This is a genomic window from Klebsiella sp. K4 (assembly GCF_014596785.2).
Classification (GTDB): Bacteria; Pseudomonadota; Gammaproteobacteria; order Enterobacterales; family Enterobacteriaceae; genus Klebsiella; species Klebsiella pneumoniae.
In genome coordinates this window covers 4,759,056-4,775,671 of record NZ_CP115021.1, presented here as the reverse complement: position 1 = coordinate 4,775,671, position 16,616 = coordinate 4,759,056, and the positions used below count along the sequence as shown (strand labels likewise).

Genomic DNA, 16,616 nt, shown 5'->3' with positions numbered 1-16,616 from the left:
AATGCTCCTCCCGCAGGCGCGGGAGGAGCGGGCAGGGCGCTTAGGCGTCCGGGAACGCTTTAATAAAGTTCTCGACGTCTTCTACCATGTGGTTGTTGCCGACGAAGAAGGAGCGACGCTGATGCAGGCTTTCCGGGATAATATCCAGAATACGCTCTTTACCGTCGCTGGCCTTACCGCCCGCCTGTTCGGCGAGGAAGGCCATCGGGTTGCATTCATACAGCAGGCGCAGCTTGCCTTCCGGGTGGCTGGCGGTGCTCGGATAGAGATAGATGCCGCCTTTCAGCAGGTTGCGGTGGAAGTCCGCCACCAGCGAGCCGATATAGCGTGAGGTATAAGGACGCTGAGTCGCTTTGTCCTCTTCCTGACAGTACTTAATGTACTTCTTCACGCCCTGCGGGAATTTGATGTAGTTGCCTTCGTTGATGGAGTAGGTATTGCCCTTCTCCGGGAAGCGCATGCGCTCCTGGCATAGACAGAAGACGCCAAGGGACGGGTCGTAGGTGAAGGCGTGAACGCCGCAGCCGGTGGTATACACCAGCATCGTCGACGATCCGTAGACCACATAGCCCGCGGCCACCTGCTTGTTGCCCGGCTGCAGGAAGTCTTCTTCTGTCACCGGCGTGCCGACAGGCGTCACGCGGCGGTAGATAGAGAAGATCGTACCGACAGAGACGTTAACGTCGATGTTAGAGGAGCCATCCAGAGGGTCCATTAGCACCACGTATTTGGCGTGTTCACACCCTTCGAAGACGACAATCTCATCTTCTTCTTCAGAGGCGATCCCGGCAACAATATCGCGTGCTCGCAGTGCGGCTTTTAATTTTTCATTAGCGAACAGATCGAGTTTTTGCTGAACCTCGCCCTGAACGTTTTCAGCACCGCTGGCACCCAGGATATCGACCAGACCGGCCTTGTTGATATCGCGGTGGATGATCTTGGCGCCCAACTTTATTGCTGACAACAAAGCAGTCAGCTCACCGGTGGCGTGGGAGAACTCGTGCTGCTTTTCAACAATAAACTCACCTAACGTTTTCATAACTCGTTCCCTGCATTTTTATGTTGAGTAAAACGAACGCAACAATCTTAACAAAGAATCAAAAAAGTGCGCACAGGTGAATCGCGCCAGCAAAATACAGATTCGCCTGAAATGCATTTCGCCAGGGCCCGGGATATGGGTAAAATGTGCCCCGGATAAGAAAAGGAAATGACGAATGCGCATTCATATTTTAGGAATCTGTGGCACGTTTATGGGGGGGCTGGCCATGCTGGCGCGCTCCCTCGGTCATGAGGTAACGGGGTCGGATGCTAACGTCTATCCGCCGATGAGCACCCTGCTGGAAAACCAGGGGATTGATTTAATTCAGGGCTATGACCCCAGCCAGCTGGAGCCCCGGCCGGACCTGGTGATCATCGGTAACGCCATGACTCGCGGCAACCCGTGCGTTGAAGCGGTGCTGGAAAATAATATTCCCTATATGTCCGGCCCGCAGTGGCTGCACGACTTCGTGCTGCGCGATCGCTGGGTGCTGGCCGTCGCCGGGACCCACGGCAAAACCACCACTGCCGGCATGGCGACCTGGATCCTTGAAGCCTGCGGCTATAAACCGGGGTTCGTGATTGGCGGCGTTCCGGGCAATTTCGACGTCTCCGCGCGCCTGGGCGACAGCCCGTTCTTCGTCATTGAAGCCGACGAATATGACTGCGCCTTCTTCGACAAGCGCTCCAAGTTTGTTCACTACTGCCCGCGGACGCTGATCCTCAACAACCTTGAGTTCGACCACGCGGACATCTTTGATGACCTGAAGGCGATTCAGAAACAATTCCACCATCTGGTGCGCATCGTGCCGGGCAAAGGCAAAATTATCCTGCCGGAGAACGACATCAACCTGAAGCAGGTGATGGCGATGGGCTGCTGGAGCGAGCAGGAGCTGGTGGGCGAGCAGGGCCACTGGCAGGCGAAAAAACTGAACGCCGACGCCTCGCAGTGGGAAGTCTTACTCGACGGCGAAAAGGTCGGCGAAGTGAAGTGGGCGCTGGTCGGCGAGCATAATATGCATAACGGCCTGATGGCGATTGCCGCGGCGCGTCACGTCGGCGTGCTGCCGGCGGATGCCGCGAACGCGCTGGGCAGCTTTATCAACGCCCGCCGTCGCCTGGAGCTGCGCGGCGAAGCCTACGGCGTCACCGTGTATGACGATTTCGCCCATCATCCGACGGCAATCCTCGCCACGCTACAGGCGCTGCGCGGTAAAGTAGGCGGTACCGCGCGCATTCTCGCCGTGCTGGAGCCGCGCTCTAACACCATGAAAATGGGCGTCTGCAAGGACGATCTGGCGCCGTCTCTCGGCCGCGCCGATGAAGTGTTCCTCCTGCAGCCGCAGCATATTCCGTGGCAGGTGGCGGAAGTGGCGGAAGCCTGCGTCCAGCCGGCCCACTGGAGCGCCGACGTCGATACCCTGGCGGAGATGGTGGTCAAAACCGCCCACCCGGGCGACCATATCCTGGTGATGAGCAACGGCGGCTTTGGCGGCATTCATCAGAAGCTGCTGGATAAGCTGGCGCAAAAAGCGGCCGCGGCTGAATAAGCGCGTACGCCTCCGGTCACTGCCCTCCGCGTGAGGGCAGTTTTGTTTTAGCTACCAGGAATTGTGTGATGCTGACCTGCGAAAGCGTACGTTCTACCGACTCGCCCCATTTCGCCATGCTGGACGCGCTTTACGCGCGCGCCTTTCCGTGGCACGAGCAGCGCGAAAGCGAGGCCAAACGTCAGGCGCTGAGCCACCCGCGCTACGCGCTGGAAGCATGGTTCGATGAAGGCGTCTTTGTCGGCCTCAGCGGCTGCTGGCAGTTTGCCGGCTACGGTTATATCGAACATCTGGCGATCGACGACACGCTGCGCTCCCGCGGCTATGGTAAACAGCTGCTGGCGCAGATCCTGACGCGCGCCCCGCTGACCATTCTGGAAATCGATCCGCTAACCACGGCCATCGCCCATAAACGGCTGCGCTTTTATCAGTCGATGGGGTTCCATGCTAATCCCTGGGCGCATCGTCATCCGACCTATCATCAGGGCATTGCGGATCATGAGCTGCTGGTGCTCAGCTATCCACAGCCGATCGGTGAGCGGCAGTATCAGCAGTTTGCCCGGGATCTCGGGCACGAGGTGATGGGGCGGGAGTAGCCCGGCTCGGCGTACCGCTCCGGGCATTCGACTGGCGGCGCTGTTACTCTTTGGCGATCGGCGTCTCGTTCTCCGCGACTTTGTTATCGCCCTGAATCTGCGCGATTTTCTGCTCAACGGCGGCTACCTGGGCGCTATCGTGCAGCAGGGTGTAGGTTAGATCAAACTGCGCGCTGGCGCCCGGCTGCAGCTGCTTCACGCGTTTTTGCTCGCGTTCAATGGTCACCGGATAGGCGTAGCTGGTCCCCGGCTCGATACCGGTGACATAGCCCTGCTTGACGGTATCGGTGTTTTTCCACAGCGTCAGGACCGGCAGCTGACGGGTATCAAACTGAATAGAGGCCCCTTTATCGCCCGCTTTGTTGACCACCGCGGCCAGGGTCTGATGATTTTCATCGGCCAGCGGCTGAATATTAAATACCATCTCGTCAAAATCTTTGGTCGGTCCCTGATAGGTCTGCCAGGTTTTTAACCCGCTCTTCGCGTAATCATTGAACGGGCTGATGCTGGACATCGGGGCGAGGAAACGCGCGCCTTCTTCGAGGATCGGGGTGCCGAAGTTGCTGTGGTAGATGATCTGATAATCATGCGGATAGTCGGCATGGTTGGTTAAGACATCATGCAGGCTGAAGCTGTTGCTGCCCGGGACGTAGCGCAGTTCGGTCAGGGTCTGCAGATCGGCTTTTTTAAAGGTGCTCTCTTTCACCAGCCCGCGGATGCGGATTTCATACGGCGCGCTGTCGGCCACCTCCACCTCCACCAGAGAGGCCGGCGTGTTGCCCGCCTTGCCGTGTAGGGTATAAATTTGCCCGTCCGCGGTCACCGGATGGCCGGTCCATTCATAGCCGCAGCGGACCATCATCTCGTTGAATCCTTCCAGCCAGCCGAGGCCATTGCGGCTTTCCAGGTTGATAAACGCCGGGTTGACGACCTCTTTAACCGGCGAATCCCAGCCCATCCGGCTGCCGAAACCCTCAATACGCAGTAAGTTCATGCCGCGTGTCGGGCTCAGGGTAATGGTCAGGCCGTCTTTACTGTGAATGGTAAGGATTTTGCTGCCTTCCTGCTTACCGCCGTGCAGGACTTTCTGCTCAATGCTGAACGCATGATCTTTCACCTTCAGCTGATCGCTTTTGATCTGCCAGTTTCCTTTATCTATCCCCTCTTCAGCGTTCGTCAGCACCCATGTTTTTGCCGCGGCCGAGCCAGAAACCAGCAGGGCGATCGTCGTCAGAACCAATGTCTTTTTCATTTTTATTCCCTTTTTGCTGAATCGATTGTGTCATTGACGTGTGAAATCTACCGGCATGGGGGTGATTAAAATGTGAAGCGCCTCACCTGGTGAGAAAGTGGCCGTTTTTATGATGTTAAATGAGATGAAAGTCGTATTATTTTGCTAAGTAATACGTATTTATTACCAGGATATGTGATCAATATTGTTTTAAGCTTTAACGATTCAGCTTGATAAATCAGGCTATAAACAAACGTATCGTCGTGTGGATGAGGGGATTCAGGCGATACGACGGGAATCCCCCTGCTGGCGCAAGCCTTAGAGCTGGGGTGAAGGTAGGCCGGATAAGGCGTAGCCGCCATCCGGAACAATGACGGGAACGGAGCCTGGTACAGCTTGCCCGGCGGCGCTGCGCTTGCGCGGGCCTACGGTGTTGAGTAACCGTTTGATATACAGGGCTCCGTAGGCCGGATAAGGCGTTAGCCGCCATCCGGCACAATGACGGGAACGGAGTCTGGTACAGCTTGCCCGGCGGCGCTGCGCTTGCGCGGGCCTACGGTGTGAGTAACCGTTTGATATACAGGGCTCTGTAGGCCGGATAAGGCGTAGCCGCCATCCGGCACAATGACGGGAACGGAGTCTGGTACAGCTTGCCCGGCGGCGCTGCGCTTGCGCGGGCCTACGGTGTTGAGTAACCGTTTGATATAGGGAACCGTAGCCCGGATAAGGCGCAGCGCGCCGCCATCCGGGAGACTATTGCGGGCAAAAACAGCGGGACTTAGCCTTCGTTTTCCGCCAGTTCACGCAGATACTGGAAGATCAGGCGCGCCGATTTCGGCGGCTTGTTGCCTTCTTTCTCTTTCTTCGCATTGCGGATCAGCGAACGCAGCTGCTGACGGTCAGCATCTGGCCACAGGTTCAGCACTTCAGCGACGGCGTCATCCCCGTCGTCAATCAGTCGATCGCGGATCTGCTCCAGCTTGTGGAACAGCGCAACCTGCTGGTTGTGACGGTTTTTCAGCTTGTCCAGCGCCTGACGAATCGGATCGACATCGCGGTTGCGCAGCATCTTACCGATAAGCTGCAGCTGGCGGCGGCGACCCTCTTTTTTGATTCGCTGGGCGAGTTCGATGGCGTCGCGCAGGTCGGTATCCAGCGGAATTTTATCCAGCGCGTTTTTCCCCAGGTCAACGAGTTCCGCGCCAAGACGCTTCAGTTCTTCCGCGTCGCGCTTAATTTCACTCTTACTGACCCAGATGATTTCATCATCTTCATCTTCAACGTCATCACCGGGCACGTCGTCGAGCCAGTCTTCGGGCTGCTTTGTCATCTCAGGCTCCTTAAAAAAAGAGGCTAATGTTACCAGTTAAGGCGCGCACTGAAAAACGGTTCTCTGTTAGACTTCAGTTAACTCCTTCTTACATTATGGCATTAGCAATGAAAGTCATCTCTCAAGTTGCACAGCAGCGTAAGACGCTGGAAGAAGCCGTTACCACGGCACTGGAACTGGCGGCAGGTAAATCTGACGGTGCGGAAGTTTCCGTCAGCAAAACCACGGGCATCGGCGTCAGCACCCGCTATGGCGAAGTGGAGAATGTAGAATTCAACAGCGATGGGGCATTAGGCATCACGGTTTACCATCAGAACCGCAAGGGCAGTGCCTCCTCCACCGATCTTAGCCCGGACGCCATCGCCCGCACCGTGCAGGCGGCGCTGGATATCGCCCGCTATACCTCCCCGGACCCGTTTGCCGGCGTAGCCGATAAAGATCTGCTGGCCTTTGACGCCCCGGATCTGGACCTGTTCCACCCGGCGGAGGTCTCCCCGGACGACGCTATCGAACTGGCCGCCCGCGCGGAGCAAGCGGCCCTGAAGGCCGATAAACGCATCACCAACACCGAAGGCGGCAGCTTTAACAGCCACTACGGCATTAAAGTGTTCGGCAACAGCCATGGCATGCTGCAGAGCTACTGCTCGACTCGCCACTCCCTCTCCAGCTGCGTCATTGCGGAAGATGACGGCGATATGGAGCGCGACTACGCCTACACCATTGGCCGGGCGATCGAGGATCTGCAGTCCCCGGAATGGGTCGGGGAAGAGTGCGCCCGCCGCACCCTGTCGCGCCTGGCGCCGCGTAAGCTGTCGACCATGAAGGCGCCGGTCATTTTCGCCAACGAAGTGGCGACCGGGTTGTTTGGCCACCTGGTCGGAGCGATTGCCGGCGGCGCGGTCTACCGTAAATCGACCTTCCTGCTCGATTCGCTGGGCAAACAAATTTTGCCGGAGTGGCTGACCATTGAAGAGCATCCGCACCTGCTGAAAGGGCTGGCCTCCACGCCGTTCGACAGCGAAGGCGTGCGCACCGAACGTCGCGATATCGTCAAAGACGGCGTGCTGACCCAGTGGCTGCTGACCAATTACTCCGCCCGCAAGCTGGGGATGAAAAGCACCGGCCACGCCGGGGGCATCCACAACTGGCGCATTAACGGCCGCGGCCTGAGTTTTGCAAAGATGCTTAAAGAGATGGGCACCGGTCTTGTGGTTACCGAACTGATGGGGCAGGGTGTCAGTGGCGTCACCGGCGACTACTCACGCGGCGCATCCGGCTTCTGGGTAGAAAACGGCGAAATTCAATATCCTGTCAGTGAGATCACCATTGCAGGAAATCTGAAAGAAATGTGGCGTAATATCGTGACCATTGGCGATGATATTGAAACGCGCAGCAACATTCAGTGCGGTTCTGTGCTGCTGCCGGAGATGAAAATCGCCGGGCAATAACACCTGTTTGCTTAAATAATAAAAAGGAAGTGAGCAATGCGTAAAAAACTGTTAGCGATGCTGGCTGTCTCTGCTTTTGCGCTCGGTTCAGCGTCGGCCTTCGCCGACCTGGGCGAAGACATGGACACTCTGGCAGAAAACCTGCAAGTGGTACAGAAGACCTCCGACGCCGGCGAGCTGAAAGCGGCGCTGAATAAGATGCGTACCGCCGCGGTCGATGCTCAGAAAGAGACCCCGCCGAAGCTGGAAGGCAAAGCGGCCGACAGCGCTGAGATGAAAGATTACCGTCACGGTCTGGATATTCTGATCGGCCAGATCGACGGTGCGCTGAAGCTGGCGAACGAAGGCAAGGTGAAAGAGGCGCAGGCCGCCGCGGAGGAGTTTAAAACCACCCGCAACACCTATCATAAGAAGTACCGCTAACCGTTCTTTTCGGGAGGCATCAGCCGATGCCTCCCACCTGAAAGCCTACCGATATCACATTTTTCCCTTTTCTTTTTCCGGTCTTTCTGCGGTCGTTTTCCGCTAAACCTCGATCATTGTTGTGATGCGCATCACGTCATATCGCCTGTTTTTACATTTATCCGGCGAATATGTGGAGTCGATCACCTAAGCCTTCTCCCTTTCCACTTCGAAGTGGAAAACAACTCGCTACAAACTCCTGTCCCCCGGCGCTACCTTGATTTCCAGAGACATCAGCGGGGTAACACAAGTGAATAACGGAGCGGTAATAAACGACGTAGGGGAGCAGGCGGCGCAGACCGAACGCCTGGCTGACAAGATGTTACAGCAGGTTTTCGCCCTGTTAAGCCGTCACGACATCGTCCCTAACGACGTTCAGGAGCAAATGCTGACTTCCCACGTGCGGGCCATGGCCCACCGGTCAATCAGCGGCGAACCGCTACCGGAAGTGGATGCCAGTCTGTTCGAAGAAATTTCTGAAGATTCAATGATGCTGGCCCGCGAAGTGGTCGCACAGTTCGGCAACCTGCCTGATGAAGAGGCCTGGCTGCTCTCCGTCCACTTCGAAGTCGCGAAAGATAACCTGTAAGGAGCAAAACATGGAACAAATCACCGTAGTCATTGGCGACCGTCTGGGTAAAGGCCAAAAAGTCGCCGCAGGCGCTGAAAAAGCGGGCGCACGTGCTGTGGTCGTCCCTGGCGTTGCGGCCGACATGAAGCTTGGCGACATAATGAAAGCGGAAAACGCCACCTTCGGCATCTCCTTCTGCGGCAGCGGCGGCGCTGGCGCCATCACCGCCCAGACCAAATACGGCTACAAAGCAAAATATGGCATGCGCTCTATTGATGAGGGCGTCACCGCTATCAACGAAGGCTGCAACGTGCTGGGCTTCGGCTTTATGGATAAAGAAGAGCTGGGCGAGCGGCTGGTAGAAGCCTGGAAAAAGAAATACGGCGCATAAGTATGAAAGAGCAATTCACCACCACGGTGAGGGTTGCCGGCAAAGGCGAAAGCAAATCACGGGCCTTCGCCGATGCCCTGAACCATGTGCAGGCTGCGGTGATGAAATCATCCTCGCGCATCCTACTGCGTATTGAGCCACAGGACGTGACGGTTGTTCATGCGCGCGAAGCGGTACGAAAAGAGGCGTTTCTGTTCTTCTTTTTGCGCCGTGAACGACGGACCTACAGCGTGGAGCTGGACGTCACCGTCAACGTGACCGCCATCGATCTCGATAAAGTGGATTTCGTCACGCAAACCTGATTGTTAGCAAAAGGTCTGACTATGTTCCTGATAATTTTAATAAAATCGCTTATCATCGGCGGCCTGGTCGGCGTCGGCGTGGGCGCCGGAGCGGCACGCATGTTTCATGCCCCCACCACGCAGGGGATGGGGGCGTTTCGAACCCTGGGCGAGCTGAATTCCTGTGAGGGCGATCCGGCCTCCCACTTCTCCTTTGGCCTTGGCTTCTTCTTTAACGCCTGGGCCTCTTCCGTTGCAGCAGGCTCCTTCACCCAGGATGTTGACCACCGCATTATACCCAACTGGGGCGCGGCGGCGCTGATGCTGAAAAATCGTAACGTCGGCGAAACGCTGCACGATCCGAAAAAAATGGCCATCTCCTGCGGCATCATCGGCATGATTGTCGTCGCCTTCCTCAACCTGACCGCCTCGTCCGTACCGGAAGCGCTGCAGGTGACCGCCGTTAAGGTACTGGTGCCGGCGGCAAACCTGCTGGTAAACACCGTGATGCCGGTGATCTTCTGGCTGGCGGCGATCGATGCCGGTAAAAAATCAGGCTTCTGGGCGACGATTTTCGGCGGCGCCGCGCAGCTGATTATGGGTAACGCCGTACCGGGTCTGGTGCTGGGGATCCTGATCGGTAAAGGCGTCGAAGAGAGCGGCTGGAACCGGGTGACTAAAGTGATGATGGTGGCCATCGTCGCGCTGTTTGTCCTCAGCGGCTTCTTCCGTGGCTTCGACATGAAGATGATCGAATCCTTCCATCTGACCGTGCCGAACTGGCTGGACATGATCCACAACTCACTCAGCGGCAAGTAACGGGAGCCGGATAATGGAACAGAATAAAGGTTTTTGGTATGCCGACTGGTCGTTCCCGATCTTTGTTGGCCTGCTCTCCTCCGGCGTCTTCGCCGGGACCCACATGTACTACCTGTACGGCATCGGCGCCTTTAACGAAGTGGCCTTCGTGGCGATGCTGAAGTCGGGGATTGATACCGGCGTTTACGGCGCGGTGGCGGCGTTTGGCGCCAGCTTCCTTTTCGCCCGCATCATCGAAGGGTCGCTGGTAGGGATCCTCGATATCGGCGGCGCGATACAGACCGGTATCGGTCTTGGCGTGCCGGCGCTGCTGCTCGGCGCGGGCTTTGTCTTCCCGGTGGCGAACTTCGCCGCGTCGCTGGTCACCGGCCTGGTCCTCGGCCTGGCGGTGGGCTACATCATCATTCTGGCGCGTAAGTTCACCATCAACCAGAGCGATTCCACCTACGGCGCCGACGTGATGATGGGGGCCGGTAACGCCTCCGGCCGCTTCCTCGGTCCCTTGATCATCCTCAGCGCAATGACCGCCTCGATTCCTATCGGGATTGGCTCGCTGGTTGGCGCACTGCTGTTCTACATCTGGCAGAAACCGATCACCGGCGGCGCCATCCTCGGGGCGATGATCCTCGGTTCCATCTTCCCGGTGGCGATTAGCTAAGCGCCCGATGGCGCTGCGCTTATCGGGCCTACAAGCCAGCGCGGTTTGTAGGCCGGATAAGGCGGTACGCCGCCATCCGTACACTCTTTTCATCAGGAGATAGCTATGTTTGATTTACTCCTGCGCCGCGCGCGCCTCGTCGACGATACCCTGACTGATATCGCCATTCAGGACGGGAAAATCGCGGCGCTGGGCGAGATTAGCGCGCCCTCCCGTAAAACCATTGAGCTGAACGGCAAGGTTTACGTCAGCGCTGGCTGGATTGACTCTCACGTTCACTGCTACCCGAATTCACCGATTTATCACGATGAGCCGGATAGCGTCGGCATCGCCACCGGCGTCACCACCGTGATCGATGCCGGCAGCACCGGCGCCGACGACGTCGATGACTTCTATCAACTGACCCGTAAAGCGGCGACGGAAGTTTATGCGCTGCTCAACATCTCCCGCGTCGGACTGATTGCGCAGAATGAGCTGGCCAATATGGCCAATATCGACGCCGCCGCGGTGAAGCAGGCGGTGCAGCGTCATCCCGACTTTATCGTCGGCCTGAAGGCGCGGATGAGCAGCAGCGTGGTGGGCGAAAACGGCATTACGCCGCTGGCGCGCGCCAAGGCCATTCAGCAGGAAAACGACGATCTGCCGCTGATGGTGCACATCGGCAATAACCCGCCGAACCTCGATGAAATCGCCGATCTGCTGAGCAGCGGCGACATCATTACCCACTGCTATAACGGCAAGCCGAACCGCATTCTGAATCCTGCCGGCGAGCTGCGCAGCTCTATTACTCGCGCTCTGCAGCGCGGCGTGCGTCTCGATGTCGGCCATGGCACCGCCAGCTTCAGCTTTGAGGTGGCGCGGCGGGCGATTGCGCTGGGCATTCTGCCGCACACCATTAGCTCCGATATTTACTGCCGCAACCGCATCGACGGCCCGGTGCGCTCGCTGGCGCTGGTGATGTCGAAATTCCTCGCCATCGGCATGACGCTGCCGCAGGTGATTGACTGCGTGACCGTCAGCGCCGCCGAAGGGCTGCGCCTGTCGCGTAAAGGGCGGCTGGAAGTGGGCTTCGACGCCGATTTAACGCTATTTAGCCTGGAGCACCGGCCCACGCTGCTGGTGGATGCCGAAAAAGAGAGCCTGCAGGCTGACAACATTCTGGTGCCGCTGGCCGCGATCCGCGCGGGCAAAGGCTATCTGACCGAACAAGGGAGCGCGGAACATGCCTTCGATTTTTGAGAAATACCATTTAAAACAGGTGATTAATACTTCTGGCCGCATGACGGCGCTGGGCGTTTCCACGCCGCGCCCGGAAGTGGTTGAAGCCGCGATGGCCGGTATGAACCAGTACTTTGAAATGAAAGACCTGGTGAATAAAACCGGCGAGTACATCGCCAAACTGTTGGATGTGGAAGGGGCGACCGTTGTCTCCTGCGCGTCGGCGGGGATTGCCCAGTCGGTAGCGGCGGTGCTGGTGAAAGACAGCGACTGGCTGCTGGAGAACCTGCACGTTACGCCGATTGAAAATAACGAAATCGTGTTGCCGAAGGGCCACAACGTCAACTTCGGCGCGCCGGTTGGCACCATGGTGGCGTTGGGCGGCGGTAAGCTGGTGGAAGCGGGCTACGCCAACGAATGTTCTGCCCAGCAGCTGGCGGCGGCGATCACTCCGCGCACCGCGGCGATTCTGTATATCAAATCCCACCACTGCGTGCAGAAAAGCATGCTCAACGTGGCGCAGGCCGCGGAAGTGGCGCGCCAGCATAACTTGCCGCTGATCGTCGATGCGGCGGCGGAAGAAGATCTGCAGTGCTACTACCGCATGGGCGCCGACCTGGTTATCTACAGCGGCGCGAAAGCGATTGAAGGGCCGACCAGCGGGCTGGTGATCGGCAAAACGCAGTACGTCGAGTGGGTTAAGCGCCAGTCGATGGGCATTGGCCGGGCGATGAAAGTGGGTAAAGAGGGCATTCTCGGCCTGACCTGCGCCATTGAACACTACCTGACGGCGAGCAAAGAGAGCGGCGAGCAGATGGTGGACAAGATGACGCCGTTTATCGAACAGCTCAATACTCTCAACGGCGTGACCGCGCGGGTGGTGTGGGACAGCGCGGGCCGTGATATCGCCCGCGCCGAAATTAAATTTGATGAAGTCACGACCGGTGTGAAGACCGGCGATCTGGTTAACGCGCTGAAGCAGGGTGAATACGCCATCTACTTCCGCGGCTATAAAGCGAATGAAGGCATTATCGAAGCCGATGTCCGCAGCGTAAACGCGGAGCAGCTGGCGGTGGTCGCTCGCCGCATCGCAGAAGTTCTGAATAAGGAGAAACAAGCATGAAACTGACCCCAAACTTTTACCGTGACCGCGTGTGCCTGAACGTCCTGGCGGGCAGCAAAGACAACGCCCGTGAAATTTACGACGCGGCGGAAGGTCACGTCCTGGTCGGCGTGCTCTCCAAAAACTATCCGGACGTCGCCAGCGCGGTGGCCGATATGCGCGACTACGCGAAGCTGATTGATAACGCGCTCTCCGTCGGGCTGGGGGCAGGCGATCCAAACCAGTCGGCGATGGTGAGCGAGATTTCTCGCCAGGTGCAGCCGCAGCACGTCAACCAGGTCTTCACCGGCGTGGCTACCAGCCGCGCGCTGCTCGGGCAGAACGAGACGGTGGTCAACGGCCTGGTCTCTCCCACCGGTACGCCGGGAATGGTTAAGATCTCCACCGGCCCGCTGAGCAGCGGCGCGGCGGATGGCATTGTGCCGCTGGAAACCGCCATCGCGCTGCTGAAAGACATGGGCGGCAGCTCCATCAAATACTTCCCGATGGGCGGCCTGAAGCACCGCGTCGAATTCGAAGCCGTCGCTAAAGCCTGCGCCGCGCACGATTTCTGGCTCGAGCCGACCGGCGGTATCGATCTGGAAAACTACAGCGAGATCCTGAAAATCGCCCTCGATGCCGGGGTGAGCAAAATCATCCCGCATATTTACAGCTCGATTATCGATAAAGCCAGCGGCAACACCCGCCCGGCCGATGTGCGCCAGCTGCTGGAGATGACAAAACAGTTAGTGAAGTAGTGCCCTTGCCCCTCACCCTCAAAGGGTGAGGAGCAGCTTATCCCACTGAACCATCAAGGAGTTGCTATGCCTGTCGCTCGTCATCTGCTTGTCGCTTCACTGTCCCTGTTTGCCGCCGCCGCGGGCGCCGCGCAAACCCACTATGCCTGGGTAGGCACCTATAACCCCAATGGCGAAGGTCTGTATCGCTTTACCGTCGATGCCAAAACCGGCGCCCTGCGCGATAAGACGCTGGTGAGCTCGTTGCCGAATGTCGCGCAGTTAACCGTGTCGCGCGATGGCAAAACGCTGTATGCCGCCAGTGAAGTCGAAAAAGGCGTGGTGCAGGCGTGGCGCATTGAAAAGAACGGCGAGCTGACCGCGCTCAGCCAGGTCGCCTCCGGCGGCGCCGGGCCGGTGTATCTCTCCCTGACGCCGGACGGTAAGCATCTGCTGGTGGCTAACTATGTCAGCGGCAGTATCGCCGTGCTACCGGTGCAAGAAGATGGTAGCCTGGCTGAGGCGGTGGACAGGCATCAGGATGAAGGCCCGGCAGGCGCCGAACGCCCGGCGGCGGCCGTCGAGGGCAGCTTCGCCATCAGCGATCACAACGGCCCGCATGCCCATATGATCGCCGCCGATCCCAGCGGGAAATACGTTTACTCTACCGATCTGGGGCTGGATCGGATCTATCAGTATCGGCTGGATAGCGCCAGCGGCAAGCTAACGCCGAACGATCCGCCGTTTATCGCCGCCTCGTCGCCGGGAGCCGGCCCGCGCCACTTCGTCTTTACGCCACAGGGCGACGGCCTGTGGCTGATTAACGAGGAAGCGTCGACGCTGACCTTCTATCATCTGGATAAGCAAAGCGGCCTGCTGCGTGAAGGCAAAACTGTCTCCGCGCTGCCGGAAGGGTATAAAGGCACCAGCTTTGCCGCCGGACTTGTGTTGAGCAACGATGGCAAACAGCTATATGTCGCCAACCGCCTGCATAACAGCATTGCCCACTTCACGGTGCTGGCCGACGGCAGGCTGAGTCACCAGGAAGATATCTGGACGCGTGGCGATTATCCCCGCACTCTGACGCTGGATAATCAGGGACAGTGGCTGTACGTCATGAACCAGCGTAGCGATAATATTACCCGCTTCAGCGTGGCGCCGAAGGATGGCAAATTAACCTTTGCCTCCGACTATACGCCGGTCGGTAGCCCATCGCAGATGGTGATATCCGCCCAACCCTGAGCCGTAATTACAAGGAACTGACATGCGATTTCCCAACCAACGCTTAGCGCAACTCTTCACCCTGCTGCGAAATGAAACGCTGCCGCAGGATGAGCTGGCGCAACGCCTGTCGGTTTCCACCCGTACCGTGCGCGCCGATATTACCGCCCTGAATACGCTGCTGGCGCAATATGGCGCGCAGTTTATCCTTAACCGCGGCAGCGGTTATCAGCTGAAGATAGATAATCCGACGAGTTTCCAGGCGCTGGAGGAGACCGCGCCGAAGGCGCAGCACGTGCCGCGTACCGCCCAGGATCGCATCACGTTTCTGCTGGTGCGTTTCCTGACCTCGGCGTTCTCTATCAAGCTGGAAGATCTGGCGGATGAGTGGTTCGTCAGCCGCGCCACGCTGCAAAATGACATGGTTGAGGTGCGCGAGCGCTTCCAGCGCTATCAGCTGACTCTTGAAACCCGCCCGCGCCACGGCATGAAGCTGTTCGGCAGCGAGGTGTCAATTCGCGCCTGCCTGACCGACCTGCTGTGGGAGCTGACCCAGCAAGGCGATATCGCGCCGCCGATCGGCGCCGAGGCCTTTGCGGCGGAGGTGCCAGCGCTGCTGGAGCCGGTGCTGCAGGAGACGCTCACGCGGCATCATATTCGCCTCACCGACGCCGGCGAGCGCTTTGTCTGCCTGTATGGCGCGGTGGTGGTGCGCCGCGTCAGCGAAGGCTACCCGCTGGCCGAATTCAGCGCTGAAGATGTGGCGCAGAACGTCCGCGACGCCGCGCGCGAGCTGACGGGTGAGCTGCAGCGGCTGGCCGGGAAACCTTTATCGCCCGCCGAAGAAGAGTGGCTATGCGTGCATATCGCGGCCCGTCAGGTGCAGGATGTCGATCCGGAAACTATCAGCGCCGACGATGATGAAGCGCTGGTCAATTACATCCTGCGCTACATCAACAGCCAGTATAACTACAACCTGCTGGACGACGCCCAGCTGCATGCCGATCTGCTGACCCACATTAAAACCATGATCACCCGGGTGCGCTACCAGATCATGATCCCCAATCCGCTGCTGGATAACATCAAACAGCACTACCCGATGGCCTGGGATATGACCCTGGCCGCGGTCTCCAGCTGGGGGAAATATACTCCGTACACCATCAGCGAAAACGAAATCGGCTTTCTGGTACTGCATATCGGCGTTGGGCTGGAGCGCCACTACAACATCGGCTACCAGCGTCAGCCGCAGGTGCTGCTGGTGTGCGATACCAGCAATGCGATGGTACGGATGATCGAGGCGATCCTGCAGCGTAAATATCCGCAGCTGGAGATCGCCGCTACCATCTCCCAGCGCGAGTACGAACAGCGGGACGCGATCGAGGCGGATTTCGTTATCTCAACGGTGCGGATCGGCGAAAAAGACAAGCCGGTGGTGACTATCGCGCCGTTCCCCACCGACTATCAGCTGGATCAAATCGGCAAGCTGGTGCTGGTGGACCGTACCCGTCCGTGGATGCTGAATAAGTACTTCGATGCCGCCCACTTCCGGGTGGTGGATAAGCCGATGGATCAGCAAACGCTGTTCGCCGAGCTGTGCCAGCAGCTGGAGCAAGAAGGTTTTGTCGATGCGGAGTTTCATGCTTCGGTGGTGGAACGTGAAGCGATCGTCAGCACCATGTTGGGGGATGGCATTGCGCTGCCGCACTCCCTGGGGCTGCTGGCGAAAAAGACGGTGGTTTATACCGTTATCGCCCCGCAGGGCATCGCCTGGGGCGACGAAACCGCCCATCTCATCTTCCTGCTCGCTATCAGCAAGCGCGAGTATGAAGAGGCGATGGCGATCTACGATATTTTCGTGACTTTCCTGCGCGAGCGCGCCATGAGTCGCCTCGCCGCGACCCGCAGCTTCGATGAGTTTAAAACGGTGGCGATGGAGTGCGTCAGCCGGTTTTGAGAGGCGTTT

Annotated in this window: 18 protein-coding genes; 15 read left to right on the top strand and 3 right to left on the bottom strand. The window is 58.3% G+C overall.

Going from position 1 to position 16,616, the window contains the following annotated elements; translation table 11 throughout:
- Positions 1–40: 40 nt before the first annotated feature.
- Complete coding sequence (gene fbp / locus IB144_RS23555) at positions 41–1,039, bottom strand: class 1 fructose-bisphosphatase (protein ID WP_002886827.1); 999 nt, start codon at positions 1,037–1,039, stop codon at positions 41–43.
- A 175-nt stretch (positions 1,040–1,214) separates the two neighbouring features.
- Between fbp and mpl the strand changes: the two genes are divergently transcribed.
- Together mpl and IB144_RS23545 are read left to right on the top strand one after the other, a co-directional pair.
- On the top strand, positions 1,215–2,588 hold the full coding sequence (gene mpl, locus IB144_RS23550) for a UDP-N-acetylmuramate:L-alanyl-gamma-D-glutamyl-meso-diaminopimelate ligase (protein ID WP_046654742.1): 1,374 nt from the start codon (positions 1,215–1,217) through the stop codon (positions 2,586–2,588).
- Between the two features lie 68 nt (positions 2,589–2,656).
- Positions 2,657–3,184 (top strand): GNAT family N-acetyltransferase, encoded by a 528-nt coding sequence (locus tag IB144_RS23545; RefSeq protein WP_004177666.1) that lies wholly within the window; start codon positions 2,657–2,659, stop codon positions 3,182–3,184.
- 43 nt (positions 3,185–3,227) lie between these two features.
- Here the strand turns inward: IB144_RS23545 and IB144_RS23540 are convergent, their stop codons facing one another.
- On the bottom strand, positions 3,228–4,436 hold the full coding sequence (locus tag IB144_RS23540; protein WP_065888775.1) for an aldose 1-epimerase family protein: 1,209 nt from the start codon (positions 4,434–4,436) through the stop codon (positions 3,228–3,230).
- Positions 4,437–4,638: 202 nt separating this feature from the next.
- Here IB144_RS23540 and IB144_RS23535 point away from each other — a divergent pair, with 202 nt between their 5' ends.
- Positions 4,639–4,737: a hypothetical protein gene (locus IB144_RS23535; RefSeq protein ID WP_226331121.1), complete on the top strand. Its 99-nt coding sequence runs from the start codon at positions 4,639–4,641 to the stop codon at positions 4,735–4,737.
- Between the two features lie 456 nt (positions 4,738–5,193).
- Here IB144_RS23535 and yjgA read toward each other — a convergent pair whose 3' ends face one another.
- Positions 5,194–5,745, bottom strand: coding sequence for a ribosome biogenesis factor YjgA (gene yjgA / locus IB144_RS23530; RefSeq protein ID WP_004177664.1), 552 nt, complete (start codon positions 5,743–5,745; stop codon positions 5,194–5,196).
- A 95-nt stretch (positions 5,746–5,840) separates the two neighbouring features.
- On the opposite strand from yjgA, the gene pmbA reads away from it, so the two are divergent.
- The 12 genes from pmbA (at position 5,841) to IB144_RS23470 (ending at position 16,607) form a co-directional block, all read left to right on the top strand.
- Positions 5,841–7,193, top strand: coding sequence for a metalloprotease PmbA (gene pmbA / locus IB144_RS23525; RefSeq protein ID WP_004152265.1), 1,353 nt, complete (start codon positions 5,841–5,843; stop codon positions 7,191–7,193).
- A gap of 36 nt (positions 7,194–7,229) precedes the next feature.
- Positions 7,230–7,616, top strand: a complete 387-nt coding sequence (gene cybC, locus IB144_RS23520) for a cytochrome b562 (RefSeq protein ID WP_002886893.1) — start codon at positions 7,230–7,232, stop codon at positions 7,614–7,616.
- 289 nt (positions 7,617–7,905) lie between these two features.
- Positions 7,906–8,244, top strand: coding sequence for a PRD domain-containing protein (locus IB144_RS23515; protein ID WP_002886894.1), 339 nt, complete (start codon positions 7,906–7,908; stop codon positions 8,242–8,244).
- Positions 8,245–8,254: 10 nt separating this feature from the next.
- Positions 8,255–8,617, top strand: a complete 363-nt coding sequence (locus tag IB144_RS23510; protein WP_002886895.1) for an SFCGS family glycine-rich protein — start codon at positions 8,255–8,257, stop codon at positions 8,615–8,617.
- 2 nt (positions 8,618–8,619) lie between these two features.
- Positions 8,620–8,919: a DUF4312 family protein gene (locus IB144_RS23505; protein WP_002886896.1), complete on the top strand. Its 300-nt coding sequence runs from the start codon at positions 8,620–8,622 to the stop codon at positions 8,917–8,919.
- 21 nt (positions 8,920–8,940) lie between these two features.
- The gene (locus IB144_RS23500; RefSeq protein WP_002886897.1) at positions 8,941–9,717 is read left to right on the top strand and encodes a DUF4311 domain-containing protein; all 777 of its coding nucleotides are present in this window, start codon (positions 8,941–8,943) and stop codon (positions 9,715–9,717) included.
- A 13-nt stretch (positions 9,718–9,730) separates the two neighbouring features.
- Positions 9,731–10,375, top strand: a complete 645-nt coding sequence (locus IB144_RS23495; protein ID WP_004152267.1) for a DUF4310 family protein — start codon at positions 9,731–9,733, stop codon at positions 10,373–10,375.
- Between the two features lie 105 nt (positions 10,376–10,480).
- The gene (locus IB144_RS23490; protein WP_040216098.1) at positions 10,481–11,614 is read left to right on the top strand and encodes an amidohydrolase/deacetylase family metallohydrolase; all 1,134 of its coding nucleotides are present in this window, start codon (positions 10,481–10,483) and stop codon (positions 11,612–11,614) included.
- A complete protein-coding gene (locus IB144_RS23485; protein ID WP_040216101.1) occupies positions 11,598–12,716 on the top strand; it encodes a DgaE family pyridoxal phosphate-dependent ammonia lyase in 1,119 nt (372 codons plus the stop codon). The genes IB144_RS23490 and IB144_RS23485 overlap by 17 nt, the downstream gene beginning before the upstream one ends.
- On the top strand, positions 12,713–13,453 hold the full coding sequence (locus tag IB144_RS23480) for a KDGP aldolase family protein (protein WP_004186692.1): 741 nt from the start codon (positions 12,713–12,715) through the stop codon (positions 13,451–13,453). The genes IB144_RS23485 and IB144_RS23480 overlap by 4 nt, the downstream gene beginning before the upstream one ends.
- A gap of 66 nt (positions 13,454–13,519) precedes the next feature.
- Positions 13,520–14,674, top strand: a complete 1,155-nt coding sequence (locus tag IB144_RS23475) for a lactonase family protein (protein ID WP_040216103.1) — start codon at positions 13,520–13,522, stop codon at positions 14,672–14,674.
- A 22-nt stretch (positions 14,675–14,696) separates the two neighbouring features.
- The gene (locus IB144_RS23470) at positions 14,697–16,607 is read left to right on the top strand and encodes a PRD domain-containing protein (protein ID WP_040216105.1); all 1,911 of its coding nucleotides are present in this window, start codon (positions 14,697–14,699) and stop codon (positions 16,605–16,607) included.
- Positions 16,608–16,616: the final 9 nt, after the last annotated feature.